The sequence below is a fragment of the Pseudomonas sp. PDM32 genome (assembly GCF_019219225.1).
In the GTDB taxonomy this organism is placed as follows: domain Bacteria; phylum Pseudomonadota; class Gammaproteobacteria; order Pseudomonadales; family Pseudomonadaceae; genus Aquipseudomonas; species Aquipseudomonas laurylsulfatiphila.
Genome location: NZ_JAHUWE010000001.1, coordinates 631,878 through 656,927, shown reverse-complemented (window position 1 = coordinate 656,927; position 25,050 = coordinate 631,878). Strand labels below are relative to the sequence as shown.

Genomic DNA, 25,050 nt, shown 5'->3' with positions numbered 1-25,050 from the left:
AAGTACCCTAGGGGGAGGTGTCCGCTACCTGTTTGACAAGTACCCCAGAGGTGGGTGTGTCCGTTACGTTTTTTTCGTCAAAGCCTGCTTGGCGCGCCTGCCTTGCCTTTCAAGACTTTCAGTCATGCTCTTAGGGTCTGTACTTGCTAGCTTTTCTATCGTCCTTTCAGCCCTCAAGAGCTTATCGACTGCCAGAGTTTGCGAACGCTCATACTCCTGAAGCACTTTCAGCAGTTGTAACCCGGTCTTTTGACTGATCAAAAAACTCATAAGCAAACACATGGCTTCGCAGTCAACTTGGTCAATAACCGCGCCGCTGCCCATTTGATACATGATTAAGTCCCACAGCTCGTACAAACTCCCAATTGTCAGGAAAGGCTCAAATTTTGGGAGCAGAGTTCCATCAACCTCAAGGAGCAGCGTCAACTCAACACTTGCGGCCATAGCCTCCAGCCGCACCACCATGGTTTGTTGTTTGTCAGTCACTGCACAGCCCTCAAGCGCTGGCCATCAACGACCGGCATCGGCACCCCTGCCTGCTCCAGCATCCACACCTCGAACCGCTCATGATGCAGGCGCAGCAGGTCCAACGGACGCACCTTGTAGTGGCGCTCCTGAGTCGCGCTTGGCTTGTGGCCACCAATCTGCGCAACAACTCCAGACGGCAACTCAAGCCACTCAGACAGGCTTGCGAACGAACGGCGCAGGTCATGCGGTGTTACCGACACACCGGCAACAGCACAGACGCGTTCAAGCGCGTTATTTGCTTCGGATATGCGCCCGGTTGCGCTGGCAGGGCTTGAGAATACCCATTGATTGCGCCGTGGCAGATCACTCAGCAGGCGTTCGACATAGGGCGTCATCGGAATTGTTCTAGTGCCGTCACGGCCACCCTTACTGGCATCCTTGTCGCGGATGGTCAGGCTGTGCCACTTCCAATCAATGTCCGACCACTTCAAGGCCAGCAGCTCACCTGGGCGCGAACCAATGAGCAGCAGCGTTTGCAAGTAGGCACTGATAACGGGGTTGTCGATGCCACGCACAGCAGCAAACCACGCTGGCAGTTGCTCCTTCAGCAGACAGCCCTGCTTTGCCTCGCCACGCCCCAAACGATCTTTGGCGCGCTTGGTGATGGCCTGATCGCCAGCCACCACGACCCGATACTTTGGCTCATCAGCTGCCCAGCGCAGGAATGCCTTGAGGCAACGCATGGCCAGCCTTGCGCGAGTTGGCCTTGTTGCGCCCTCCTGGGCTGCCCAGCGCTCCAGTGCCTCGCCACTCAGCGCCGACAACGGCAGCCCCATCAGCGAATGCAGCGGACCGGCAACCGTTTCACCGGCACCGCGCTTGCGCTTTTCGCCACCAGCCTTGGCCAGTTGCACATGGTCTTGGTAATGAGCATCGCCCCAGTGCGAACGACGGTCGGCAAGGTAGTCAGCCCAACCATCGGCTAGCGTGACAGTCTCCAGGCGGGCCAGCTCAACCACAGCTACGGCAGCAGCCTCGTTGTCTTTCTTCAATTGCCGGGGATCGCGGCCTTGGTCCAACTCGGCCTGGAACGTGCGCGCCACCTTTTCGGCATCGCCAATGCTCTTACCCGGCCAATCACCGATGGTGATCCGAACAACCTTGCCAAGGTAGCGGCCTTGCCAGATGAACGCCTTCTTGCCCGCAGTCACGCGGACCGCCAACCCTGCCTGATCGGCGCTCCAGTAGAAATCCTGACCACCGACAGCGGCTGGCGGCATCAGGTCATTGATGCGCTTGACTGTCAGCCCGAATCGCTTCTTCTGCCCCATAACACCCCCGAATCTTTGTAAGCACTTTGTAATCATCCGGCCAAAATAGATCGGTATGCAGATCAACAAAAACGAATGGCAAAGCCTAGCTATAGGTGGACTTTAAGCCATATTCTATCAACGTTTCGGGGTATTTTGGGATAGGCATTTGTCAGGACTCATAATCCTTTGGTCCACGGTTCAAGTCCGTGTGGGCCCACCAAACAAGAAAGCCGCGTTTTTACGCGGCTTTTTCGTGTCTGGTCGGTGGGCGCGACTGGAACTCTTCAGTTGAAATAACATCAGCTCCATTTCAAGCCCTTCGACCCACTTCATACGCAGCTGGCACCAATGAAAAAACCGGCCAACTCGCATGTTTTACAACCTCACATCAATCCAAGTCACATCATCGTCTACATCGGTGATTTCAATGGCAGGAGCTGCAAGCACGCCATCCTGTCGAGCATCGGTCAGCTCCGCCCAAAAGCCATCCGTTGCGAACACCAGGCGCTCGCCTGCAGCCACTGAACGAAAAACAAAATCTGGATCCGGGGAACGGTTGGCCCTATAGCAACGGGTAATCAGATTGCGGGCCGGATCAAGCGCCAGCTCCCGATGAGATCGGTCACGCTTCCAGTTCGCCTTGCAATGCGGCGGTGTGAACCACTCGATTCCAGCCTCCGCGCCGGCAAAGCCACATGAGCAGTCACCCTCATATGCAAGGGTGAGCTGCCCATGAGAAACAACACCGACCAAGTAGCTTGTTGTACCGGTCTGCTTAGCAAAAAGGGGGGCGTGTAAATCTGTCAGCACAGACCTTAGCAACAGCTCGACGGCACCATGAGTAGAATCTTCAACACCTTGATTGATAAGGGCCTGATAGGCCTCCATCACAGCTTGCACAAATCCATGGGCCAACTGGCCACTACCTGGCTGCGAAGTGCCATCCACGACAACAAACAAGCCCCTGACGCCATCGAATACCGCGCCAGCGCAATCATGATTGGCTTCCCGGGCTTGCCCTTTTACCGATCTGATTTCGTATCTCATGCGAGCAGGCTCAGATCCTTCATACGCTGATGGATGAGCATGCCACGAGCGGGGTTTGCCCGAACCGAGCCTGAGCTTTGAATCGCATAGTCGATACCATTGAGCCTCAACAGGTCGCCAACTCCCTTGGCGATGAACTGCAGCAATTCAGTCTCCGCCCCTCGGACCTCCTCCAACAACTCCGGACGTCCATCAATCAGGATAACGATGTCCTCAACATCCTTGTGATAAGGATCGCCGTCTCCGCGACCACTGAAGGCTTCCAGCTTCGTAGCAAGAAAGTAAGTCGACTTGAAGATCTGTATCTCTAGACCACTGGGCAGCGCGAACTTCACAGCTTGAGCGAGCCCTTCCACGAACCAGCGGTTCGCATAGCCGAGAACAGCCGGATCTGAAGGCATCACGTCGACGATGACATCGTTGAAACGAAATCGACAGTTGACCTCGTCCTCCCCTGTGATTTTGAATTTTTTGGCCGCCAGGCGTTCTGTGAGACGTTGCCAGGCACTTACACCAGCCAACTCGATTACCAAGTCAACGTCATCAGTAAATCGGATGTCATCCATGACAGCGGTGTCGGTCACCAGCATTGCCGTCGTGCATCCACCAACAAAGGCAACTTCAGCCAATAAATCTTTGCCCAGACCTTCAGCCACGTACTCGATCAGCTCGTAATTGTGGTCAGCATTTGATGCCATCTTATTTCAGCCCCATCCCTGCCTTGAGTATGTTGACCGCTACTGCACACTCTCTCGGTCCACCAACGCGGATCGCATCAACGAGCGCCAAGTAATGATAAAGCGTCCTGTCCTTCTTCACCGCGTGTGGAACGGTTTTGTAGAGCGGTTCAATCGCCTGACCGCGCTCACTCCCAAAAGCATCAGGCCAAACTGGAATGAGCCCACCAGCGCTTTTGAGGTTCTTGGACAGCGCTGGCGCTGCAAAACCGGTGGGAATGCCGCGAACAATTGCACCTAGCTTTACCGGGTAAAAGTATTTGAGGGCATGCTCCGTGATTTTCACGAGCTCTCGGCGGTTCACCTTCGGGAGAGAGGTGTCGTAGTCGTTGGTGAGCAACCCCGCCTCTCGACACCGTGCCATTGAGTTCGAAACCTCACTTTTACTCAGGCCAAGAGATGCCGAGAGTGCACGCAAGGAGTAACTTTCAATCCAGCTTGACACTTGGGGGGACGGAACCGCGTCCGACCACCCCTCCCACTTGTCAGCATCACCCATGGGGGTATCAAGCTCCTGCACGCGATAAACTGTGTCTTCAGGATCTGGATTGTGAGCAGCCAATGCGCGCGCCATCGGATCGCCAGCCACCAATGATGGGCTCACACTGGGTTCCAGTAGTGTTTCAAATAAATCCGCCATTGACTCCGATTCCATTCTTCCAAATAGCTTCTCCTCCTGCGCGTGGAGGCTAGCCATTTTAAAAAGAAGCAAAATATCTTGACTCTTCATGAACTCAAAAACCCCAGCCGTCCACATTCCATAAAACGTGGACACTTGTCGCATAAGAAAAGTTTTACAGTCAAGCCATTTTACGACCACCCTGATTATTGTGCTGGTACTCAATGGTGGCCGTGCGACCGACCTGGGCTTAAACGTCAAACTAAACGCCGCGTTCAGTTTTTTGCCTGATTGCTTAGCTTTGTTTACTTAAGGTGTCGAAATATCGGATGACGCCTTAGGACCTTGTAGGCAAACTCCGAATCTTGCTTTTGGGCACTTTGCCGCCTTGTTGTGCTTTTCTTCGACGGGATAGTCTCCGGACGTCGCTGACCATTCAGCGATCGGGCTTGGAAACCCGTCTAGTCAAGTCAAGCGCAACAGTCCCATCACGACTCCAGACGTTTTTACGGCTGCGATTCAGAGTTATGGCAGCTGTGCGTGGGACGTCTTCGGACGTGCCGGTTTCCTTGGCTCCCGGTTTCCAACCTGCGCACAGCTGCCACCCATTCGCTTGGAAACGAACGAGGCAGCTCTTTAAGCCAAGGAGTTAAATCATGACAAAAGCAAATCCATCTGATCATTCAGAACTGAAAACCATCGGCTTCACCCCCTTCATGTATCTCTCGGACCAACCACTGTTCCACGTCTGCCGCAACGTTCCCATCGCCGATGCCCTGGCCCAAGCCTCCGACCTGCTCTACCTCGCCAAGTCCCTGACCGTCGACGCCGCCTACGCCCGAGACTCCGACCGCCACGCCTGGGCCGCGCACTACCTGACGTCGATGAGCAAAGCGGTGATTGATGATGTGGTGAAGGTGCTGACGCGCAGACCTGCTCAAACGAGAGCACAAGTAGATCAATAGAATAAACAGAGCCTGAAAACTCCCAATAAGGGACCGAGCGTTCCCTTTTTGGGACTGATAGGGCCAGATTTTTCGGTTCTTCAGTCCAGACAAATCACGAAGGTATGGTCTGCACGGCCCGCAGTCGCTCCAGCATCGGCCCGGTGAACACCACCTCATACGTATCCGCCGCCCGCCCCCATTGCTCCACATGAACCATCCCGTCCACCAGAGCCTCAGCCAATTCGGCAATCGTCTCGGCCTGGTCCTCGATGATTTTTTGCGTCCGAACCCACACCCGATCCGTCATCGTCTTAAGCTCCGCCGTTATGCGCTCGCTCGACGTCGGATCGGTATCGGGGTAATCGAGATTGCGCAGCAGATGCTGAAGCTCCCTGATTTTTGCGTAGTCCTGCTCCGCCCCCTGCTCGCCTTTGAGGATGGCGGTGGCTTTGGGCTTATCGACGCGTTTTGCGGATGAAGGTTTTGAAGGGAGTGTCTGCGCCATGGCGCCCGCCAGGAGCACCATCATCCGGGCTTCCAGATGCTCCTTCATGGCATCTATCGACGAAATGGGGCGCACCAAGGTAATGGAAGCCCCGCCTTGGTGGCGCAAATCCCTGGTCACTGTCAGGGTCACGCCGCCCGTTTCAAAGCCCAGGGCGCGGGCCACCACGTAGTGCCCCATTTCGTGATGGGCGATCTGCAATGCGCGGTCGCGTACAGCGGCAGGCAGGTTCGTCGTCATGTCCATTGCCTCGGATCCTTCGTACTCGCATTCGACTACGAGTGACGGTCGCTGTCCATCCTGTCGCCCCGCACAATCATGTAGGAGCGAGCCTGCTCGCGATGGACTTGAACGCGCCGCGGCCATTCAGACAGCACGCGTTATCGTTAACGTCCATCACGAGCAAGCTCGCTCCTACGTCACCTTATTTGGGCAAAGCGTAGGCAATCACATAATCCCCACGATCCGTCGACTGACGCGCACCGCCCACCGTCAGCAGGATGTACTGCCTGCCGGTTTTCGGTGAAACGTAGGTCATCGGCCCGGACTGGCTGCCCACCGGCAGGCGCGATTTCCAGATTTCGTTGCCGTTGCCGGTGTCGAAGGCGCGCAGGTAGAAGTCCTGGGTGCCGGCGAAGAACAGCAGGCCCGACTGGGTGGCGAGCGATGCGCCGAGGGTCGGCATGCCGATCGGGATCGGCAGGTGCATGCGGATGCCCAGCGGGCCGGTGTCCTGTACGGTGCCGACTGGGACTTGCCACATCAGTTTGTGAGTCTTGAGGTCGATAGCGGACATGGTGCCGAACGGTGGCTTCTGGCACGGAATGCCAACCGCCGAGAGGAAGCGCTCGCGCATGGCGCCGAACGGCGTGCCTTCCTGCGGCACCACGCCCATTTCGATGCCGCTGGCCCCTGCTTTGATCTTGTCGCGCGGGATCATGTAGTTGGCCAGGCCCAGGCGCATGTCGTTGACGAACATGTAGTTGGTGTTCGGATCGACCGAGACACTGCCCCAGTTCATGCCACCCAACGAACCCGGGAATTGCAGGGCGCGGTCCATGCCCGGCGGGGTGTAGACGCCTTCGTGGCGCATGCCTTTGAACTGGATGCGGCACATTAACTGGTCAAACGGCGTGGCGCCCCACATGTCGGATTCGGTCAGGGTCTTGTTGCCGATTGAAGGCATGTCGACCGAGAACGGTTGCGTCGGTGAGTAGCGTTCGCCGGGAACCTTGCCTTGCGGCACCGGGCGCTCTTCGACGCGGGCAATCGGCACGCCGGTTTCGCGGTTGAGCAGGAAGATCTCGCCCTGCTTGGTGACTTGCGCCAGGGCTGGCTGGGTGCCGCCCTTGTCGTCCGGCACGTCGTACAGCAGCGGCTGTGCCGGCAGGTCGAAGTCCCACAGGTCGTGGTGAGTGGTCTGGAAGTGCCAGCGCACCTGACCGGTTTTCACGTCGATGGCGACGATGGACGAGTTCCACTTGTCGTCGAACTCGGTGCGTTGTCCGCCGAAGAAGTCTGGCGTTGCGTTGCCGGTCGGCAGGTAGACCAGACCGAGCTTGGCGTCGTAGGACATGGCCGACCACACGTTCGGCGTGCCACGGGTGTAAGTCTCACCGGCCGGCGGACGTTTAGTGGTGTTCGGATTGCCCGGATCCCACGCCCACACCAGTTCACCGCTACGCACGTCGTAGGCACGCACGACGCCCGGCGGTTCGCCGGTGGAGTAGTTGTCGGCCACGCGGCCGCCGACGATCACCACGTCCCCTGCGACCAGCGGGGTCGAGGTTTGCTGGTAATAACCGGGCTTCACTTCACCCATGTCAGTGGTCAGGTCGACGGTGCCCTTGTTGCCGAACTCTTCGCAGGGCTTGCCGGTGTCGGCGTTGATGGCGATCAGACGGGCATCGCCGGTCGGCAGAAACAGACGTTTCGTACAGGCGGTTGGCTGATTGTCCGAAGACGCCGGGGTTTCGGAATAGCCCAGGCCGCGGCAGCGCTGCCAGTTGGGCGCGGTGCCTTGCGGGTCGAACTTCCAGCGCTGGGTGCCGGTGTCGGCATCCAGGGCGAAGACTTTGCCGTAGGCGGTGCAGGTGTAGACCGTGTCACCGATTTGCAGCGGGGTGTTCTGGTCTTCGGCGCCGGCACCGGTGCTTTGCGGGATATCACCGGTGCGGAAAGTCCAGGCAACCTGCAACTTGTCGATGTTGCCCTTGTTGATCTGGTCCAGCGCGGCAAAGCGGTTGCCGGCGGTGGTGTTGCCCCAGTGCGCCCAGTCTTTCTGCTCGGTGCCCGGCAGGACCGGCGTGACCGCAGGTTCAACGGAGGCCTTGACCACGTGGGTCGGCACGAACATGTAGGCCATCGTCGCCACAACGCCCACACCCAGAATGCTGGCCAGACCGTAGGCGCCACGCCCACCGGTCGCGCCCGAAGCGCGGACCAGGGTCGGATAGATCAGCGCCACCACCAGACCGATCACGGCGAAGGTCAGCACCCGCGAGACCAGCGGCCAGTATTCAAGACCGGCATCCCATACCGCCCAGATCGCGGTGAGGACCAGCGCCACACCATACAGCCAGGCGCCCAGCGGCTTGCGACGGGCAATCAACAGGCCGGACACCAGCATCGCCAAGCCCATCAGCAGGAAATACCAGCTGCCACCCAGCGCAATCAGATAGCCGCCGCCACCCGCCAGGCCGAGCCCGATCAGTGCAATCAGCACACCCAGCCCCGCCAGCAACCATTTGCTGCCGGCGGCAGCCCCAGAATTGTTCATGTCGGACATTTTCCCCATTTGTGACAAGGGCGGAATAATGTACTAACTGGTTACTTATGGCAATTTGTCGCAGGCAGAAATGTCATGAACGGTACGCAGGCCAGATCAGGGATCCGTCGCGAGCGTCGTACAGAATCTGCCTGTAACATGCTTGCGCACCGATCCATGCCGCTGGAGATAACCCTTTGCCTGACACTCGCCCACCCGTTCTCGACGAAATCGACCGTCAGTTGATTGCCGCCCTGCAGATCAACGCCCGTGAGAGCGTGGCCATGCTCGCCCGGCAACTCGGCATCGCCCGCACCACCGTCACCTCGCGCCTGGCGCGGCTGGAAAAGGCCAAGGTGATCACCGGCTACGGCGTGCGCCTCGGGCAGCGGGTGGTGGATGGCGGGTTGCAGGCGTATGTCGGGATCACGGTGCAACCGCGTTCCGGCAAGGAGGTGTTGCGCCGCCTGAGCGCGATGGCGCAGGTACAGCAGTTGTGTGCGGTGAGTGGCGAATTTGATTATGTGGCGTGGTTGCGCACCGATTCGCCGGAGCAACTGGATCAGTTGCTGGATCAAATTGGCAGTGTGGATGGGGTGGAGAAGACCACGACGTCGATCATCTTGAGCAGCAAGATTGATCGGGGGCAGCCGGTTTGAGTTTGTGCCGATGGTTTGGTGGTGTCTGGTCGGGCCTCTTCGCGGGCAAGCCCGCTCCCACAATGGACAGTGTGTACATCGACATCGTCATATCGACTAATATAATGGCAAAACGACGACACTTTGCGTCTTATTAACGTGTTCTGTGCTCTCTAGAATGGCTGGCATCTTTTCCTATACTCAGATGCGCATTCCGCGTCGGGTCGCCAGCAAGGTCAGCCATGAACAAGAACAATCGCCATCCTGCAGACGGTAAAAAACCAATCACCATTTTCGGCCCGGATTTTCCCTTCGCCTTCGACGACTGGATCGAACACCCGGCCGGGCTGGGCAGCATTCCCGAGCACAATCACGGGGCCGAAGTGGCGATTGTCGGCGGCGGGATTGCCGGTCTGGTGGCCGCGTATGAGCTGATGAAGCTGGGTTTGAAGCCGGTCGTCTACGAAGCCTCGAAAATGGGTGGCCGTCTGCGCTCCCAGGCATTCAACGGCGCCGAAGGTATCGTGGCCGAGCTGGGTGGCATGCGCTTTCCGGTGTCGTCCACCGCGTTCTATCACTACGTCGACAAGCTCGGCCTGGAAACCAAACCGTTCCCCAACCCGCTGACGCCTGCATCGGGCAGCACGGTCATCGACCTCGAAGGCCAGACCCATTACGCACAGAAGCTGTCGGACCTTCCTGCACTGTTCCAGGAAGTGGCTGACGCCTGGGCCGACGCCCTGGAAGCCGGTTCGCAGTTCTCGGATATCCAGCAAGCCATTCGCGACCGCGACGTGCCGCGCCTCAAGGAGCTTTGGAACACCCTGGTGCCGCTGTGGGACGACCGCACCTTCTATGACTTCGTCGCCACGTCCAAAGCCTTTGCCAAGCTGTCGTTCCATCACCGCGAAGTGTTTGGCCAGGTCGGTTTCGGCACCGGCGGCTGGGACTCTGACTTCCCGAATTCGATGCTGGAAATCTTCCGCGTGGTGATGACCAACTGCGACGATCACCAGCACCTGGTGGTCGGCGGCGTGGAACAGGTGCCACAAGGCATCTGGCGCCATGTGCCAGAGCGTTGCGCACACTGGCCAGCCGGCACCAGCCTCAGCTCCCTGCACAGCGGCGCACCACGCACCGGCGTGAAGAAGATTGCCCACGCGCCGGGCGGCCGTTTCGCCGTAACCGACAACTGGGGCGACACCCGCGAATACGCCGCCGTGTTGACCACCTGCCAGAGCTGGCTGCTGACCACCCAGATCGAATGCGACGAAACCCTGTTCTCGCAAAAGATGTGGATGGCCCTGGACCGCACCCGTTACATGCAATCGTCGAAAACCTTCGTGATGGTCGACCGCCCGTTCTGGAAGGACAAGGATCCGGAAACCGGCCGCGACCTGATGAGCATGACCCTCACCGATCGCCTGACCCGTGGCACCTACCTTTTCGACAACGGCGACGACAAGCCTGGGGTGATTTGCCTGTCGTACTCGTGGATGAGCGACGCGCTGAAAATGCTCCCGCACCCGGTGGAAAAGCGCGTGAAACTGGCGCTGGATGCATTGAAGAAGATCTACCCGAAAGTCGACATCGCCGCGCGGATCATCGGCGATCCGATCACAGTGTCCTGGGAAGCCGACCCGCATTTCCTCGGCGCGTTCAAAGGCGCCCTGCCCGGTCACTACCGCTACAACCAGCGCATGTACGCGCACTTCATGCAAGACGACATGCCGGCAGAACAGCGCGGGATCTTCATCGCTGGCGACGACGTTTCGTGGACGCCAGCCTGGGTTGAAGGCGCGGTTCAGACCTCGCTCAACGCGGTGTGGGGCATCATGAAACACTTCGGCGGTGCAACTCACGCCGAGAATCCGGGTCCAGGAGATGTGTTCAACGAGATCGGACCGATCGCCCTGCCCGAGTAAGAGGAATCCGAAATGCGCGTAGCCCTTTACCAATGTCCACCGTTGCCGCTGGATGTCGCCGGCAACCTGCAACGCCTGCAACAACTGGCGCTGGAGGCAAAAGGCGCGGACCTGCTGGTGCTGCCGGAGATGTTCCTGACCGGCTACAACATCGGCGTCGATGCCGTCAGCGTGTTGGCGGAGGTGTACAACGGTGAGTCGGCGCAGCAGATCGCACGCATTGCCAAGGCAACCGGGATTGCCATCTTGTATGGCTATCCCGAGCGCACCGAGGACGGGCAGATCTACAACGCCGTGCAGTTGATTGACTCTAACGGCGAGCGCCTGTGTAACTACCGCAAGACGCACTTGTTCGGCGACCTCGATCACTCGATGTTCAGTGCAGGTGCGGATGAGTTCCCCATCGTTGAGCTCAACGGCTGGAAGCTCGGTTTCCTGATCTGCTACGACCTGGAGTTTCCGGAAAATGCCCGACGCCTGGCCCTGGGCGGCGCCGAGCTGATTCTGGTGCCGACCGCGAACATGATCCCGTTCGATTTCGTCGCCGATGTCACCGTGCGCTCCCGCGCCTTCGAGAACCAATGCTATGTGGCTTACGCCAACTACTGTGGCCATGAAGGCGACATCCACTATTGCGGCCAGAGCAGCATTGCTGCGCCGGATGGCAGCCGTATTGCTCAGGCGGGACTGGATGAATCGCTGATTGTCGGTGAGCTGGATCGACAGTTGATGGTCGATTCCCGTGCCGCCAATCGCTACCTGATCGATCGTCGTCCCGAGCTTTACGGCGAGCTGAACAAGTCCTAATCCGCTAGCATTGGCACTTCACTGTTCTGGAAGTGCCCATGCCCGCGCTGAATCACCCTCGCCCCCACACTGAAACCCTGGCCAACGGCTTGCGGGTGACGCTGCGTCATGCCCCGAATCTGAAGCGTTGCGCAGCAGCGTTGCGGGTCGCCGCGGGCAGCCATGATGTGCCGCTGGCGTGGCCGGGCCTGGCGCACTTTCTTGAGCATCTGCTGTTTCTGGGCACTGAGCGTTTTCCTGCCGGGCAAGGGTTGATGGCCTACGTCCAGAGTCATGGCGGCCAGATGAACGCGCGCACCAGCGAGCGCACCACGGACTACTTTTTCGAACTGCCACCCCAGGCATTTTCCGGTGGGCTGGAGCGTCTGTCAGACATGCTCGCCCATCCGCGTATGAATCCGGACGATCAGCAGCGGGAACGGGAAGTGCTGCAGGCGGAGTTTGTCGCCTGGTCGCAGGATGCGGCAGCGCAGCAGCAATTTGCGCTGTTCGACGGACTGTCAGAAGCACATCCGCTTCGCGGTTTTCATGCCGGCAATCGCGCCACCCTGGCTGTAGAGCAGCCCGAGTTTCAGCAGGCCCTGCAGGATTTTTATCAGCGGTTTTACCAGACCGGGCAGATGATGTTGAGCCTGGCCGGACCGCAAAGCCTCGAAGAGCTAAGGACCCTGGCTGAAGCGTTTGGTAACGTCATCGTCAAGGGAGAAAGCATTGAGCAACACGCTCCTGTGCCACTGATGTCGACCTCAAAAAGAAGTTATCAACAGGCTGAAGAACGGCGACTGGATTGGCTGTTCGCCCTTGAATCGCTGCCCGAGCCTTGCGCCGAGGCGCTGGCATTCTTGTGCAACTGGCTGAGTTCGGCAAAACCCGGTGGCTTGTCGGCGGACCTGCGCGAGCGCGGGCTGGCCGATCACCTGAAAGCCCAGCCGCTGTACCAGTTCGCCGGTCAAGCCTTGCTGCATCTCGAGTTCACGTTGCCGGCCAATGGGTTGCCGACAGGGATTCACGAACGCCTTATGGACTGGCTGAGCTTTTTTGCCCGGCAGGACTGGACCCGACTGCGCGAAGAATACGCAACCCTGTGCCAGAGCCAGCAACAGGTCAGCAGTGCCCTGCAATTGGCCCGGCTGGACAGCGAACAACGCGAAGTCGGGTTATCTGGCCAAGGCGTTACAGCGCTCAAGCAAATCCTCACTCAAATCGGCGTTGTGGATAGCTTCAGCGGCCCATGGCAGTTGCCTGCACCCAACCCGTTCCTGCGTACCGAAGCACCAGCGTCCAATGCCGGATTGATTCGTGGCCAGACCAGCGCCCACCGTGGCCTGCGTACCTTTGCCCAGGATCGCTCGCGCAGCCGTCGTGAACGTTCGCCGATGCAATTCAGCCAGGCCTTGCCGGACAACAGCGCGGAAGGTGCGATTTATCTGCGCTGGCGTCTAGACTCGAGTCCTGCCAGCGCCCTTCAATCACGCCTGGAAAATAACCTGCAATCGTTGCGCGAAGACGCACTTCAGGCCGGTGTGGATGTTTCCTTCAGTGCCTCGGGCAACGAATGGCTGCTGAAAATGACCGGACTGCAGGAGCCGATGCCCACCGTTCTGGAGCATGCGCTGAAAGAGCTGACACAACCTGACGCTGCCGTCTCACAAGCCGCGCCGGAGAGCGTCGCACTGATGCCCATTCGACAGCTGCTCAAGGCATTGCCCGATCACTGCCTTGCGCACACCGCGAACACGGACGATGCGCAGCAACTCTGGTCGAGTGCACGCTGGGATGGTCTGGCGATTGGCCTGTCCGCCCAGACTCAAGCGGCCATGGGCCTGGCCTTGAGCCGTATACCTGGCACGCCGGACAATCAATTGACCCCGCCGCCAACCCTCCCGTCACAACGTCTGTGGAGCGCTGTCGACAGCGATTCCAGCGAGCACGCACTGCTGCTGTTTTGCCCTGCCGCGACCGGGGAGTTGGCCGACGAAGCTGCGTGGCGTCTGCTTGCGCACTTCTGTCAGACGCCGTTCTACCAGCGCCTGCGAGTGGAGTTGCAACTGGGCTATGCGGTGTTCAGCGCCCTGCGCCAGATTCACGGGACAACCGGATTACTGTTCGGCGTGCAATCACCGAACGTAGTGCCGGCAGATCTGCTGCAACACATCGAGCAGTTCCTCAGCGGTTTGCCAATACTGATCAATGCCCTCGACGACAACGCGTTCATCGCCGGGCGCCAGACCTTGGCCAAGCAATTTTCCCAGTCTGCCTTGCCCACTGCCCAGGCTGCGGAATTGCTTTGGCAGGGCAAGCTGGGCGGCCGCTCGTCGGATTATCTGACGCAATTGCCCGAGGCCATTTTGCAAATTGACCGGGTCGCTCTACTGGCGGCGGCCCAACGCCTGAATCAGGCCGAGGGCGGCTGGCGCTGCCTGGCCAGCTCCACCAGTCCAGGCACGCCATGGCAAGCGGCAAAATGATCATTACCGGGGCAGTAAGGAGCTTTCTCAAAGTTTCACGGGCAATTTCTTTGAAATTTTGAGTAACATAGCAACCTAACTATTTGGAACATCTCTGACCTGAGGTGGACTAAACCTATAGATAGCGCTGTCCCACCTACCTGAAGGAGTTCAATTGATGGCCTGGACCAAACCTGCCTACACCGACCTGCGTATCGGCTTTGAAGTCACTATGTACTTCGCAAGCCGCTAATCTCTGCTTTGGCAGATGTGCAGCACAACGCCTCGGTTATCCGAGGCGTTTTATTTTCAGTGTTGAAATGATGGAGCGTCCATGTTTGTCCAGATTCTAGGTTCCGCCGCCGGCGGCGGCTTCCCCCAGTGGAACTGCAACTGCGCGAACTGCGCAGGCTTTCGCGACGGCAGCCTGCGGGCCAAGGCGCGGACGCAGTCGTCCATCGCGATTTCCGATGACGGCGTGAACTGGGTGCTGTGCAACACCTCCCCGGACATCCGCGCCCAACTCCAGGGCTTCGCCCCGATGCAGCCTGGCCGGGCTCTGCGCGATACCGGGATCGGCGCGATCATCCTGATGGACAGCCAGATCGACCACACCACCGGCCTGCTCATGCTGCGCGAGGGTTGCCCGCATCAGGTCTGGTGTACGGACATGGTCCACGAAGACCTGAGCAGCGGTTTTCCGCTGTTCACCATGCTGACCCACTGGAACGGTGGGCTGAACTGGAACCGCATCGAGCTCGATCAAAGCTTCACCATTCCCGCCTGCCCGAACCTGCGCTTCACCCCGCTGCCTTTGCGCAGTGCCGCACCGCCCTACTCGCCGCACCGCTTCGACCCGCATCCGGGCGACAACATCGGCCTGATCGTCGAAGACCGGGGCACGGGCGGCAAACTGTTCTACGCACCGGGTCTGGGCAAGGTGGATGCAGCGCTGCTGGAGATCATGGCCGGCAGCGATTGCCTGCTGGTCGACGGCACGCTGTGGGATGACGATGAAATGCAGCGTCGCGGCGTAGGCACCCGCACCGGTCGGGAGATGGGCCACCTGGCGCAAAACGGCCCCGGCGGCATGCTCGAAGTGCTGGAGCAACTGCCCACGCAGCGCAAGGTGCTTATCCACATCAACAACACCAATCCGATTCTCGATGAAGATTCGCCCGAGCGCGCGGAGCTGGATCGGCGCCAGGTTGAAGTGGCGTATGACGGCATGAGTATTGTGTTGTAGCGGATGGCCCCTTCGCGGGCAAGCCCGCTCCCACATTGGATGTGTGGTGTACACAATCCCTGTGGGAGCGGGCTTGCCCGCGAAGGCGTCCGACCAGACACCAAAGATTTCAACGGTTGTGCACCGGAGAACCGCAATGACCGACACCCCGATGTCCCCCGCCGAATTCGAAGCGGCCCTGCGCGCCAAGGGCGCCTACTACCACATCCATCACCCCTACCACGTGGCGATGTACGAAGGCCGGGCGACCCGCGAGCAGATCCAGGGCTGGGTCGCCAACCGTTTCTACTATCAGGTGAACATTCCCCTGAAGGACGCGGCCATTCTGGCGAATTGCCCCGACCGCGAGATCCGCCGCGAGTGGATTCAGCGCCTGCTCGACCACGACGGCGCGCCCGGTGAGGACGGCGGCATCGAAGCCTGGCTGCGACTGGGCCAGGCCGTCGGCCTCGACCCGGACCAGTTGCGCTCCCAGGAGCTGGTACTGCCCGGCGTGCGCTTCGCCGTGGACGCCTACGTCAACTTCGCCCGCCGCGCCAGTTGGCAGGAGGCCGCCAGCAGTTCGCTGACCGAACTGTTCGCCCCGCAAATCCACCAATCGCGCCTGGACAGCTGGCCGCAGCATTACCCATGGATCGACCCGGCCGGATACGCGTATTTCCGCACGCGCCTGGGCCAGGCACGGCGTGATGTCGAGCACGGTCTGGCAATCACGCTGCAGCACTACACCACCCGCGAAGGCCAGGAGCGCATGCTGGAAATTCTCCAGTTCAAACTGGACATTCTTTGGAGCATGCTCGATGCCATGAGCATGGCCTACGAACTGAAACGCCCGCCGTATCACAGCGTGACCGGGGAGCGGGTCTGGCACAAAGGAATCACCTTATGAGTTTCGATCGCAGCAAGACCCCGACCTGGCGTCCCGGCTACCGCTTCCAGTACGAACCGGCGCAGAAAGGCCACGTGCTGCTGTACCCGGAAGGCATGATCAAGCTCAACGAAAGTGCCGCACTGATCGGTGGCTTGATTGACGGTGAACGGGATGTCGCGGCGATCATCGCCGAACTCGAGCAACAGTTCCCCGGCGTACCCGAGCTCGGTGACGACATCGAGCAATTCATGGAGGTGGCCCGTGCGCAGCACTGGATCGAACTTGCCTGATTCATCAGTGCAAGTGCCGCCCAAACCGGACGTCGGCCTGCCGCTATGGCTGCTCGCCGAGCTGACCTATCGCTGCCCGCTGCAATGCCCGTACTGCTCAAATCCGCTGGATTTCGCCGAACAGGGCAAAGAGCTGAGCACCGAACAGTGGATCAAGGTGTTCCGTGAAGCGCGGGAAATGGGCGCAGCGCAACTGGGCTTTTCCGGTGGTGAACCGCTGGTGCGCCAGGACCTCGCCGAGCTGATTACCGAAGCCCGCAAACTGGGTTTCTACACCAACCTGATCACCTCCGGCATCGGCCTCACCGAGCAGAAAATCAGCGACTTCAAGCAGGCCGGCCTCGATCACATCCAGATCAGTTTCCAGGCCAGCGACGAGCAGGTGAACAACCTGCTGGCCGGCTCGAAAAAGGCCTTTGCACAAAAACTGGAAATGGCCCGGGCGGTGAAGGCCCATGGTTATCCGATGGTGCTGAACTTCGTCACCCATCGGCACAACATCGACCAGATCGACCGCATCATCGAGCTGTGCATCGCGCTGGAAGCGGACTTCGTCGAGCTCGCCACGTGCCAGTTCTACGGTTGGGCGCAGCTCAATCGCGTCGGGCTATTGCCGACCCAGGAGCAACTGCTGCGCGCCGAACGCATCACCAATGAATACCGCGCCAAACTGGAAGCCCAAGGGCATCCGTGCAAGCTGATTTTCGTCACCCCGGACTATTACGAAGAACGCCCGAAAGCCTGCATGAACGGCTGGGGCAGTATTTTTCTGACAGTCACGCCGGACGGAACCGCCCTGCCCTGTCACGGTGCCCGACAACTGCCGGTGCAGTTTCCCAACGTACGTGACCACAGCATGCAGCACATCTGGTACGACTCGTTCGGCTTCAATCGCTTTCGCGGTTATGACTGGATGCCCGAGCCGTGCCGCTCCTGTGACGAGAAAGAAAAAGACTTCGGCGGCTGCCGCTGCCAGGCGTTCATGCTCACCGGTGATGCCAGCAACGCCGACCCGGTGTGCAGCAAGTCGCCACAACACGGCGTGATCCTCAAGGCTCGCGAAGAAGCCGAACACGCGACCCAGCCCATCGACCAACTGGCCTTTCGCAATGAACGAAACTCACGCCTCATCGCCAAAAGCTGAACCGTTCAGCGCGGCCAAAGCCGTGGCTGCCGGTATCGATTTTGCCGAACTGCAGGTCGGTCCAAACGGCCTGTTCTGGAACGAGTACCGACCCGAAGACGCGGCGTGCCGGATCTGGCATTGGCGTGACGGCACAGCGAAATGCCTGACGCCGCCGGGGTTCAGCGTACGCAGTCGGGTGTACGAATATGGCGGTGGCGCGTTTTGTCTGACGGACGACGGCATCGTTTTCGTCAACGAAGCCGACCAGCAGTTGTATCGGCAAACACTGCAAGGCGATGCGCCCGCGAGGCTGACGTCCGGTGAGTGCCGTTATGGAGATCTGCAGTTCGCCAACGGGCAGGTGCTGGCGGTCGAGGAGCATTGCGATCAACACCGACTGGTGGCGATTGATCTGCTGGGTGGCGCACGCCATCTGCTGGCCGAAGGTGCTGATTTTTACGCGGCACCGACGCTGAGCCCTGATGCCCGGCGCCTGGCCTGGATCGAATGGAGTCGCCCGGATCAGCCATGGACAGCAACCCGCTTGATGGTTGCCGAACGCCTCGCCCATGGCGGGTTTGCCGAAGCTCGTTGTGTGGCAGGCGATGGCGCTCAAGAGTCTGTGCAACAGCCACGGTTTGATGCCGATGGTCGCTTGTACTGCCTGACGGATCGCGCCGGTTACTGGCAGCCATGGGTGGAATCCGGGAAAGGCCTGAGCCCATTGCCAAGTGCAGCCGCCGACCATGGCCCGGCGCCCTGGCAACTCGGCGGCAGTACCTGGTTGCCGCTGGGCGACGACAGTTATCTGGCCAGTTGGACCGAGGGCGGGTTTGGCCGATTGGGCATAGTCGGCGACTCCTGCGCCGACTTCACCGGCGACTACAGCCGCTTCCGCCATCTCGCCGTGGATGGGCAGTTCATCTATTGCATTGCAGCGTCGCCCGTCAGCTCAACCGCCGTCATCGCCATCGATCGTCAAAACCGGCAAGTGAAGGTGCTGGCAGGCGGCATCGCACCGCTTCCTCCCGAACGGATCAGCCGCCCGCAGACCTTGCGCTACCCCAGTGGCTCAGGCGAAGCACACGGCTTCTTCTACCCGGCAATGACCGGTGAGGCGAAACCGCCACTGGTGGTGTTCATCCATGGCGGCCCGACGTCGGCGTGCTACCCGATGCTCGATCCGCGCATCCAGTTCTGGACACAGCGGGGCTTCGCCGTGGCCGACCTCAACTATCGCGGCAGCAGCGGTTATGGCCGGGCCTATCGTCAGGCGCTTCATTTGAGCTGGGGTGATGTGGATGTCGAAGACGCTTGCGCGGTGGTCAGTTACCTCAACGAACGCAGCCTGATCGACGGCGACAAGGCCTTCATTCGCGGCGGCAGCGCCGGCGGCTACACAACACTTTGCGCCCTGGCGTTTCACAACGTGTTCTGTGCCGGAGCCAGTCTGTATGGGGTCAGTGACCCAGTCGCGCTGGGGCGTGCGACCCACAAATTCGAAAGCGACTATCTGGACTGGTTGATCGGCGATCCTCTGCTGGACGCCGAACGCTACGCCGCCCGCACTCCGCTGCTGCATGCCGGCAACATCCGCGTGCCGATGATCTTCTTTCAGGGAGAACTGGATGCCGTGGTCGTCCCGCAACAGACCCGCGACATGGTCGCGGCGCTGCGGGACAACGGCATTGCGGTTGAAGCGCATTACTACGCGGAAGAACGCCATGGCTTTCGCAAGGCCGGCAATCAGGCCCATGCGCTGGAGCAGGAGTGGTTGTTTTATCGGCGGGTGATGGATTCAGTGGACTGAAGCCTGTGCTCATTGCCGAGACGGTGGCGCCCCCTTCGCGGGCAAGCCCGCTCCCACAGGTTCTGTGGTTTGCACAAATCCTGTGGGAGCGGGCTTGCTCGCGAAGGCGGCCGACCTGCCGCCGCAAAATTCAGCGCTTGGCGATGATGTAAACAGCATGCACGATCCCCGGAATGTAACCGCACAACGTCAGCAGAATATTCAGCCAGAACGCTCCGCCGAATCCCACTTGCAAAAACACACCCAGCGGCGGCAACAGGATGGCGATGATGATGCGAATAAAGTCCATGGGGCAGCTCCTGTTTTGGGTGGACTCGTTCGAGCCCTACAGCTAATCGACCGGTGCCGTTTGTCAGGGTTCAGCCCGATTCCTCAGGCCAGTATTTCCAGACCGTGTTTCTGCACGATACTCAGCAACTTCAACGCCATGCCACTGGGGTGCTTATCCCCTGCTTCCCATTGTTTGACCGTGGAAGCACTGGTGTTGAGGTAGCGCACAAACACCGGTTGGCTGACATTGTTGCGTTCGCGCAATGCCTTGATCTCCTCAGCGGGAATCGCATTCGGCACCGTTGCAAGACAAGACTCATCGAATTCACGCATGGTCGCCTTGCTGATTGCACCGATGGCATAGAGGGCACTGGCCGATTCGTGGATCGATTCCGATAGCTCACTTTTGAATTTTTTACTCATTTGGTATCTACCCAGTGGTATGGAATTCAAAGCCAACGACGAAACAAGGTTCAATCGCTGGCACCGGCACTCCCTGCCGATGCACGCTAGAAAGCCATTGATGGGTTAACCGCTCAAGCCGAAATTGCCTTTGGCAAAAACCAGCCACAAAAAAACGCCCCACACCAAAAATGTCAGGCGTGAGGCGTGCGTATTACCGCGAGACGGTTCGGGAATGTGTGCAGGGCGCGTCGAGTCAGACGGCAATCCCTTTGCGGCACTGCAATTGCGCGGTGCGTACTCGGGAGAAGGCGCGCGCCAGGCGCAGGAGCATTTCATCGATGTTGGCGTTGCTGACATTCAGCGCAGGGGTAAAGCGCAGGCAGTCGGGTTGCGGGGCGTTGAGCAACAGGCCTTCGTAGAGCGAGGCCTTGACCACCGCATCAGCGGAGTCGTCCGACAGCGTCAGCCCCCACAGCAGCCCTTGTCCGCGCAACTCGCCGTGACCGTAACGATGGGCCAAACGCCCCAAGCCTTCACGCAGGTGCTGACCGGCTTCTGCGACGTGCTTGAGGAAAGCCTTGTCCTGAACCGTATCGAGCACCGAAAGTCCCGCCGCGGTCATCAGTGCATTGCCATGATGGGTACCGGTCATCTCGCCGGGTTCGAAACAGCAAGCCTTGCCCCGCGCCAGCAGCGCGGCCAATGGCACGCCGCCGCCCAAACCTTTGCCGAGCACGACGATATCCGCCGTGACCCCGCAGGACTGTTCCGCGAGCAAGGTGCCACAACGACCGATGCCGGTTTGCACTTCGTCGAAGATCAGCAAAATGCCGAGTTCACGGCACAGGCGTTCGACGCCCTTGAGGTAATGCGCGGTGGCCGGGATCACACCGGCTTCGCTCTGGATCGGTTCGAGCATGATCGCGACGGTCCGTTCATCCACGGCCGCATGCAATGCCGGAAGGTCATTGAACGGGACATGGCTGAAGCCCGGCAGTTGCGGCTCGAATCGGTTAGCCAATGTCGAACTGTCCGACGCCGACATCGTCGCCAGGCTACGGCCATGGTTACCGTTGTTGGCCACAATGATTCCCGACGCACCGCCGCGATGCTGTTGACCCCATTTGCGCGCCAGCTTTATCGCCGCCTCACAGGCTTCGCTGCCGGTATTGAGCAGGTAGGCCTGATCACTGCCGGTGCTGGCACACAGATGTTCGGCAAGTTTGAGCATGCCGCGGTTATGCAGGCCGAAACCCGGATTGATCAGCGATTGAGCCTGGGCAGTGATGGCGTTGACCAGTACCGAAGGGCTATGACCAAGGCTGTTGGCCCCACCGCCCTGGGAGAAATCCAGATACGCACGGTCATCGCTGTCCCACAACCATGAGCCCTGGCCGCGCACAAACACCTGTTTCGGCCGCTCGATACCGGGCATCAAGTACTCGCTGGAAAGACTGTTGTCTTTGGAAGGGAGAGAGGCGTCCATGACCAGATCATCAAGACTGGGAGGACTACGGCGCAGACTGAACAGATTCATCCGAAAAAACCTCTGATGAGGTTTTTTGCCTTACCTATGTAAACAGCATCGAAGCAAAGGGTATTCATCGCGCTCTGTGGCCCTGTAAGCCCTGTGAATGCGGTTAGACTAGGCCCAGACAAGGCATACAGCCATTTCGATTTCCCAGCATTTTCGATAAGTATTACTTATGGATTTCAAGCAACTGCGTTATTTCGTCGCGGTCTATGAAGAAGGCCATGTGGGCCGGGCCGCCGAGCGCCTGTCGATCTCCCAGCCGGCACTGTCCCAGCAAATCCGGCACCTCGAGCAAAACCTCGATGTGAGTCTGTTCGAACGCAACAGCAAACGCCTGTTGCCGACCCTCGCGGCCCACACGCTGTACAATCACGCCCTGCCTTTGCTCGATGGCCTGCAACGAGCACGGGAGGCGCTGGGCAACTTCAAGGGTCAGGCGCTGCGCACCCTGGCCATCGGTGTATTGCAGACCGTGCATACCAGCCTCGTTCCACAGATGCTCGAACGCGTGCGCAAGGCGCAGCCGCATCTTGTCGTGCAGATCTACGAACTGACCGGGCTGGAAATCGAGCGGCGACTGCTCAACGGTTCTCTGGATATCGGCATCAGCTACCTGCCGCCCCGCCAGCCTGGCCTGCATGGCGTGATGCTGTACGAAGATGAACTGACCCTGGTCATCCCGGCAGAGCACCCGCTGCGTGAATTCAAGAAGGTGTCCATGAGCCAGGCCGCCGAGCTGCCGATGTTGCTGCTGGGCGAGGAATTTCAAATCCGGCAGATCTGGCAAACCCAACTGGCGAACCTCGGACGTCGCCCACAGGTGCAAGCCGAACTGAACAACATGGCCGGCATCCTCGACAGTCTGCCGCACACACGCCTGGCGACGGTGCTGCCCGGACGCTCGCAAAAGACCCATGGCAACCACGAATTGCTGTGGAAACCCCTGAGCGAACCACGAGTACCACTGAAAGTCGGGTTGGTGTGTCGGGATGTGCAACGGCAGCAGGCCTCGCTGGCCTTGCTGCGGACATTGCTGGAAGAAGTAATCAATGGCCCCGCTGAACGCTTGAACAGCGCGCAGGCTCTGGACGGGCTGAGCTAGGAAACTTTTCTTCGGGCAAAAGAAAACCCCGCCGAAGCGGGGCTTTGCAGACTGTTTCCCTGACATCCATTTCACTCCGCCATCCTGGCAGAATCCTACGTGTCCCTGTTGTTGCTTTGCGCTTCCTGCGCTACGTCCATGAGAAGTAGATTAGCTGTGGATCCAATTTGCATCTATGGGAGAACAGCAGCACGTTATGTAAGAGAATGCTTACAAACCATTACGTCATCAGAATTGTCCTGCATCCAGCAGGAACAACGATTCGCTACCGGCCTTGACCGACGCGCTCAACGAGTGAATCCGCGGCAACAGACGGGCGAAATAGAAACGTGCAGTGCCCAGTTTGCTGGCGTAGAAATCGTCTTGCGCTTCCTTGCCCAATGCGGCCTTGGCCATCAGGGCCCACATGTAGGCATACGCCACGTAGCCGAAGACCTGCAGGTACTCGACCGATGCCGCGCCGATTTCGTTCGGATTGCTCTTCGCCCGGTCCAGCAACCACGCGGTCAGTTCGTCGAGGGTGGTCACGGCGTCATTGAGCGGCTTGGTGAACTCCGCCAGGTCAGCGCTGGCCGTTGCGGTGAAGTGACGAATCTCGTCGGCGAACAGGTTGTAGAACGCCCCGCCGCTGCCGACGATCTTGCGCCCGACCAGGTCCAGCGCCTGAATGCCGTTGGTGCCTTCGTAGATCTGGGTGATGCGCACGTCACGCACCAGTTGCTCCTGGCCCCACTCGCGGATGTAACCGTGGCCGCCGAACACCTGCTGGCCGTGAACGGTGGTTTCCAGACCGAGATCGGTCAGGAACGCCTTCGCCACCGGGGTCAGCAAGGCCACCAGGTCTTCCGCACGCTTGCGGGTGGCGGCATCTTCGCTGAACTTGGCGGTGTCCAGTTGCATCGCCACGTAGGTGGAGAATGCACGGCCACCCTCGTTCGAGGCTTTCATGGTCAGCAGCATGCGACGCACGTCCGGGTGGACGATGATCGGGTCAGCCACTTTGTCCTTGTTCTGCGCGCCAGTCGGCGAACGGCTTTGCAGACGGTCACGGGCGTATTCCACGGCGTTCTGGTACGAGCGCTCGCCTGTGGCCAGGCCCTGGATACCGACACCCAGGCGCTCGTAGTTCATCATGGTGAACATCGCCGCCAGGCCTTTGTTCGGCTCGCCAACCAGGTAACCCACGGCCTCATCGAAGTTCATCACGCAGGTCGCGGACGCCTGGATGCCCATCTTGTGTTCGATCGACCCGCAGTTCGCCGGGTTGCGCGCGCCAAGGCTGCCGTCGGCATTGACCATGAACTTCGGCACCAGGAACAGCGAAATGCCTTTCGGCCCCGCCGGTGCATCCGGCAACTTGGCCAGCACCAGGTGGATGATGTTTTCGGTGAGGTCGTGTTCGCCACCGGTGATGAAGATCTTGGTGCCGCTGACCTTGTAGGAACCGTCGGCCTGAGGCTCGGCCTTGGTGCGAATGATCCCCAGGTCAGTACCGGCGTGTGGCTCGGTCAGGCACATGGAACCGGCCCAGATGCCAGCGTACATGTTCGGCAGGTACGCGGCTTTCAGCTCTTCGCTGGCGTGAGCGTTGATCGACAGGCAGGCACCGGCGGTCAGCATCGGATACAGGCCGAACGACAGGCTGGCGGAGTTGACCATCTCTTCGACCTGAGCCGAAACGGCTTTGGGCATGCCCATGCCGCCGTAGGCCGGATCACCACCGACACCGACCCAACCGCCTTCCGCGTAGGTCTGATAGGCCTGCGGGAAGCCCGCCGGCGTGGTGACGGCACCGTCTGCCCAGTGGCAACCTTCCTCGTCCGCGGCACGGCTCAGCGGTGCAATGCTTTTGCTGGTGACTTTGCCGGCTTCTTCCAGGATGGCTTCGACCGTTTCCGCATCGACGGTCTCGGCCAGCGCAGGCAGTTCGGCCCAGAGTTTGGCGACCTCGAAAACTTCATTGAGGACGAAGCGCATATCGCGCAGGGGCGCTTTGTAGTCAGCCATGGCAAACCTCGCAAGATCTATACAGGTGATTCACAGGAAGAGTGGTTTTCGTTGGGTCGGAGTGTACCTCAACAACTTTTGTGACACATAGGGTCAGCTCATGACCGTTTTGTAATTTTTAGTCATTGCGATATGGAGAGGCGAAACATAGAACTGTAGGAGCGAGCCC

General features: G+C 59.6%; 23 protein-coding genes and 1 tRNA gene. 13 read left to right on the top strand and 11 right to left on the bottom strand.

Going from position 1 to position 25,050, the window contains the following annotated elements; translation table 11 throughout:
• Window positions 1–63: 63 nt before the first annotated feature.
• Both KW846_RS03030 and KW846_RS03025 read right to left on the bottom strand, forming a co-directional pair.
• Window positions 64–486 carry a hypothetical protein gene (locus KW846_RS03030; RefSeq protein ID WP_218481276.1) on the bottom strand — a complete coding sequence of 141 codons (423 nt, stop codon included), beginning with the start codon at window positions 484–486 and terminating at the stop codon, window positions 64–66.
• Complete coding sequence (locus KW846_RS03025; RefSeq protein WP_218481275.1) at window positions 483–1,868, bottom strand: integrase family protein; 1,386 nt, start codon at window positions 1,866–1,868, stop codon at window positions 483–485. Before KW846_RS03025 ends, KW846_RS03030 begins: the two co-directional genes overlap by 4 nt.
• A gap of 68 nt (window positions 1,869–1,936) precedes the next feature.
• Here KW846_RS03025 and KW846_RS03020 point away from each other — a divergent pair.
• A tRNA-Leu gene (locus KW846_RS03020) sits at window positions 1,937–2,001 on the top strand.
• A 155-nt stretch (window positions 2,002–2,156) separates the two neighbouring features.
• Here the strand turns inward: KW846_RS03020 and KW846_RS03015 are convergent.
• From KW846_RS03015 to KW846_RS03005, 3 genes are read right to left on the bottom strand one after another with little or no spacing between them, the layout of a single operon-like run.
• Window positions 2,157–2,828, bottom strand: coding sequence for a serine/threonine protein phosphatase (locus KW846_RS03015; protein WP_218481274.1), 672 nt, complete (start codon window positions 2,826–2,828; stop codon window positions 2,157–2,159).
• Complete coding sequence (locus KW846_RS03010; RefSeq protein ID WP_218481273.1) at window positions 2,825–3,526, bottom strand: hypothetical protein; 702 nt, start codon at window positions 3,524–3,526, stop codon at window positions 2,825–2,827. Before KW846_RS03010 ends, KW846_RS03015 begins: the two co-directional genes overlap by 4 nt.
• Before the next feature lies 1 nt (window position 3,527).
• Entirely contained in the window at window positions 3,528–4,322 is a 795-nt protein-coding gene (locus KW846_RS03005; RefSeq protein WP_371321726.1) for a MarR family transcriptional regulator, read from the bottom strand.
• A 518-nt stretch (window positions 4,323–4,840) separates the two neighbouring features.
• On the opposite strand from KW846_RS03005, the gene KW846_RS03000 reads away from it, so the two are divergent.
• The gene (locus KW846_RS03000; protein WP_218481271.1) at window positions 4,841–5,149 is read left to right on the top strand and encodes a DUF3077 domain-containing protein; all 309 of its coding nucleotides are present in this window, start codon (window positions 4,841–4,843) and stop codon (window positions 5,147–5,149) included.
• A gap of 94 nt (window positions 5,150–5,243) precedes the next feature.
• Here KW846_RS03000 and KW846_RS02995 read toward each other — a convergent pair whose 3' ends face one another.
• Window positions 5,244–5,876, bottom strand: coding sequence for a peptidase M41 (locus KW846_RS02995; protein ID WP_218481315.1), 633 nt, complete (start codon window positions 5,874–5,876; stop codon window positions 5,244–5,246).
• Between the two features lie 184 nt (window positions 5,877–6,060).
• The gene (locus KW846_RS02990; RefSeq protein ID WP_218481270.1) at window positions 6,061–8,415 is read right to left on the bottom strand and encodes a glucose/quinate/shikimate family membrane-bound PQQ-dependent dehydrogenase; all 2,355 of its coding nucleotides are present in this window, start codon (window positions 8,413–8,415) and stop codon (window positions 6,061–6,063) included.
• A 185-nt stretch (window positions 8,416–8,600) separates the two neighbouring features.
• Between KW846_RS02990 and KW846_RS02985 the strand changes: the two genes are divergently transcribed.
• The 10 genes from KW846_RS02985 (at window position 8,601) to KW846_RS02940 (ending at window position 19,563) form a co-directional block, all read left to right on the top strand.
• Window positions 8,601–9,062, top strand: a complete 462-nt coding sequence (locus tag KW846_RS02985) for an Lrp/AsnC family transcriptional regulator (protein WP_007980298.1) — start codon at window positions 8,601–8,603, stop codon at window positions 9,060–9,062.
• 221 nt (window positions 9,063–9,283) lie between these two features.
• The gene (locus tag KW846_RS02980) at window positions 9,284–10,966 is read left to right on the top strand and encodes an NAD(P)/FAD-dependent oxidoreductase (protein WP_007980300.1); all 1,683 of its coding nucleotides are present in this window, start codon (window positions 9,284–9,286) and stop codon (window positions 10,964–10,966) included.
• Between the two features lie 12 nt (window positions 10,967–10,978).
• Complete coding sequence (locus tag KW846_RS02975; protein ID WP_218481269.1) at window positions 10,979–11,773, top strand: carbon-nitrogen hydrolase family protein; 795 nt, start codon at window positions 10,979–10,981, stop codon at window positions 11,771–11,773.
• Window positions 11,774–11,811: 38 nt separating this feature from the next.
• Complete coding sequence (pqqF, locus tag KW846_RS02970; RefSeq protein WP_218481268.1) at window positions 11,812–14,241, top strand: pyrroloquinoline quinone biosynthesis protein PqqF; 2,430 nt, start codon at window positions 11,812–11,814, stop codon at window positions 14,239–14,241.
• 157 nt (window positions 14,242–14,398) lie between these two features.
• A complete protein-coding gene (gene pqqA, locus KW846_RS02965) occupies window positions 14,399–14,473 on the top strand; it encodes a pyrroloquinoline quinone precursor peptide PqqA (protein ID WP_003444522.1) in 75 nt (24 codons plus the stop codon).
• Window positions 14,474–14,554: 81 nt separating this feature from the next.
• Window positions 14,555–15,466 carry a pyrroloquinoline quinone biosynthesis protein PqqB gene (gene pqqB / locus KW846_RS02960; RefSeq protein WP_218481267.1) on the top strand — a complete coding sequence of 304 codons (912 nt, stop codon included), beginning with the start codon at window positions 14,555–14,557 and terminating at the stop codon, window positions 15,464–15,466.
• 136 nt (window positions 15,467–15,602) lie between these two features.
• Window positions 15,603–16,355: a pyrroloquinoline-quinone synthase PqqC gene (gene pqqC, locus KW846_RS02955; protein WP_218481266.1), complete on the top strand. Its 753-nt coding sequence runs from the start codon at window positions 15,603–15,605 to the stop codon at window positions 16,353–16,355.
• The gene (gene pqqD, locus KW846_RS02950; protein WP_007980311.1) at window positions 16,352–16,627 is read left to right on the top strand and encodes a pyrroloquinoline quinone biosynthesis peptide chaperone PqqD; all 276 of its coding nucleotides are present in this window, start codon (window positions 16,352–16,354) and stop codon (window positions 16,625–16,627) included. The genes pqqC and pqqD overlap by 4 nt, the downstream gene beginning before the upstream one ends.
• Window positions 16,599–17,771 (top strand): pyrroloquinoline quinone biosynthesis protein PqqE, encoded by a 1,173-nt coding sequence (gene pqqE, locus KW846_RS02945; RefSeq protein WP_218481265.1) that lies wholly within the window; start codon window positions 16,599–16,601, stop codon window positions 17,769–17,771. Before pqqD ends, pqqE begins: the two co-directional genes overlap by 29 nt.
• Window positions 17,737–19,563: a S9 family peptidase gene (locus tag KW846_RS02940; RefSeq protein WP_218481264.1), complete on the top strand. Its 1,827-nt coding sequence runs from the start codon at window positions 17,737–17,739 to the stop codon at window positions 19,561–19,563. The genes pqqE and KW846_RS02940 overlap by 35 nt, the downstream gene beginning before the upstream one ends.
• A gap of 130 nt (window positions 19,564–19,693) precedes the next feature.
• Here the strand turns inward: KW846_RS02940 and KW846_RS02935 are convergent, their stop codons facing one another.
• The 3 genes from KW846_RS02935 to KW846_RS02925 all read right to left on the bottom strand — a co-directional run bounded on the left by KW846_RS02935 (window position 19,694) and on the right by KW846_RS02925 (window position 21,775).
• Complete coding sequence (locus tag KW846_RS02935; RefSeq protein ID WP_003228885.1) at window positions 19,694–19,852, bottom strand: YqaE/Pmp3 family membrane protein; 159 nt, start codon at window positions 19,850–19,852, stop codon at window positions 19,694–19,696.
• 83 nt (window positions 19,853–19,935) lie between these two features.
• Window positions 19,936–20,256 (bottom strand): DNA-binding transcriptional regulator, encoded by a 321-nt coding sequence (locus KW846_RS02930; protein ID WP_218481263.1) that lies wholly within the window; start codon window positions 20,254–20,256, stop codon window positions 19,936–19,938.
• Window positions 20,257–20,491: 235 nt separating this feature from the next.
• Window positions 20,492–21,775: an aspartate aminotransferase family protein gene (locus tag KW846_RS02925; RefSeq protein ID WP_218481262.1), complete on the bottom strand. Its 1,284-nt coding sequence runs from the start codon at window positions 21,773–21,775 to the stop codon at window positions 20,492–20,494.
• A 169-nt stretch (window positions 21,776–21,944) separates the two neighbouring features.
• Here KW846_RS02925 and KW846_RS02920 point away from each other — a divergent pair, with 169 nt between their 5' ends.
• A complete protein-coding gene (locus tag KW846_RS02920; protein WP_116582267.1) occupies window positions 21,945–22,874 on the top strand; it encodes a LysR family transcriptional regulator in 930 nt (309 codons plus the stop codon).
• 228 nt (window positions 22,875–23,102) lie between these two features.
• On the opposite strand, the gene KW846_RS02915 is transcribed toward KW846_RS02920, so the two are convergent.
• Window positions 23,103–24,881 (bottom strand): acyl-CoA dehydrogenase C-terminal domain-containing protein, encoded by a 1,779-nt coding sequence (locus tag KW846_RS02915; protein WP_218481261.1) that lies wholly within the window; start codon window positions 24,879–24,881, stop codon window positions 23,103–23,105.
• Between the last annotated feature and the right edge of the window lie 169 nt (window positions 24,882–25,050).

What these genes read in the sequence shown, in the direction of transcription:
- KW846_RS03015 (WP_218481274.1), bottom strand. Translation starts at nt 2,828, where the DNA reads ATGAGATACGAAATCAGATCGGTAAAAGGGCAAGCCCGGGAAGCCAAT.
- KW846_RS03010 (WP_218481273.1), bottom strand. Translation starts at nt 3,526, where the DNA reads ATGGCATCAAATGCTGACCACAATTACGAGCTGATCGAGTACGTGGCT.
- KW846_RS03005 (WP_371321726.1), bottom strand. Translation starts at nt 4,322, where the DNA reads ATGTGGACGGCTGGGGTTTTTGAGTTCATGAAGAGTCAAGATATTTTG.
- KW846_RS03000 (WP_218481271.1), top strand. Translation starts at nt 4,841, where the DNA reads ATGACAAAAGCAAATCCATCTGATCATTCAGAACTGAAAACCATCGGC.
- KW846_RS02995 (WP_218481315.1), bottom strand. Translation starts at nt 5,876, where the DNA reads ATGACGACGAACCTGCCTGCCGCTGTACGCGACCGCGCATTGCAGATC.
- KW846_RS02990 (WP_218481270.1), bottom strand. Translation starts at nt 8,415, where the DNA reads ATGAACAATTCTGGGGCTGCCGCCGGCAGCAAATGGTTGCTGGCGGGG.
- KW846_RS02980 (WP_007980300.1), top strand. Translation starts at nt 9,284, where the DNA reads ATGAACAAGAACAATCGCCATCCTGCAGACGGTAAAAAACCAATCACC.
- KW846_RS02975 (WP_218481269.1), top strand. Translation starts at nt 10,979, where the DNA reads ATGCGCGTAGCCCTTTACCAATGTCCACCGTTGCCGCTGGATGTCGCC.
- pqqF (WP_218481268.1), top strand. Translation starts at nt 11,812, where the DNA reads ATGCCCGCGCTGAATCACCCTCGCCCCCACACTGAAACCCTGGCCAAC.
- pqqB (WP_218481267.1), top strand. Translation starts at nt 14,555, where the DNA reads ATGTTTGTCCAGATTCTAGGTTCCGCCGCCGGCGGCGGCTTCCCCCAG.
- pqqC (WP_218481266.1), top strand. Translation starts at nt 15,603, where the DNA reads ATGACCGACACCCCGATGTCCCCCGCCGAATTCGAAGCGGCCCTGCGC.
- pqqD (WP_007980311.1), top strand. Translation starts at nt 16,352, where the DNA reads ATGAGTTTCGATCGCAGCAAGACCCCGACCTGGCGTCCCGGCTACCGC.
- KW846_RS02940 (WP_218481264.1), top strand. Translation starts at nt 17,737, where the DNA reads ATGAACGAAACTCACGCCTCATCGCCAAAAGCTGAACCGTTCAGCGCG.
- KW846_RS02935 (WP_003228885.1), bottom strand. Translation starts at nt 19,852, where the DNA reads ATGGACTTTATTCGCATCATCATCGCCATCCTGTTGCCGCCGCTGGGT.
- KW846_RS02930 (WP_218481263.1), bottom strand. Translation starts at nt 20,256, where the DNA reads ATGAGTAAAAAATTCAAAAGTGAGCTATCGGAATCGATCCACGAATCG.
- KW846_RS02925 (WP_218481262.1), bottom strand. Translation starts at nt 21,775, where the DNA reads ATGAATCTGTTCAGTCTGCGCCGTAGTCCTCCCAGTCTTGATGATCTG.
- KW846_RS02920 (WP_116582267.1), top strand. Translation starts at nt 21,945, where the DNA reads ATGGATTTCAAGCAACTGCGTTATTTCGTCGCGGTCTATGAAGAAGGC.
- KW846_RS02915 (WP_218481261.1), bottom strand. Translation starts at nt 24,881, where the DNA reads ATGGCTGACTACAAAGCGCCCCTGCGCGATATGCGCTTCGTCCTCAAT.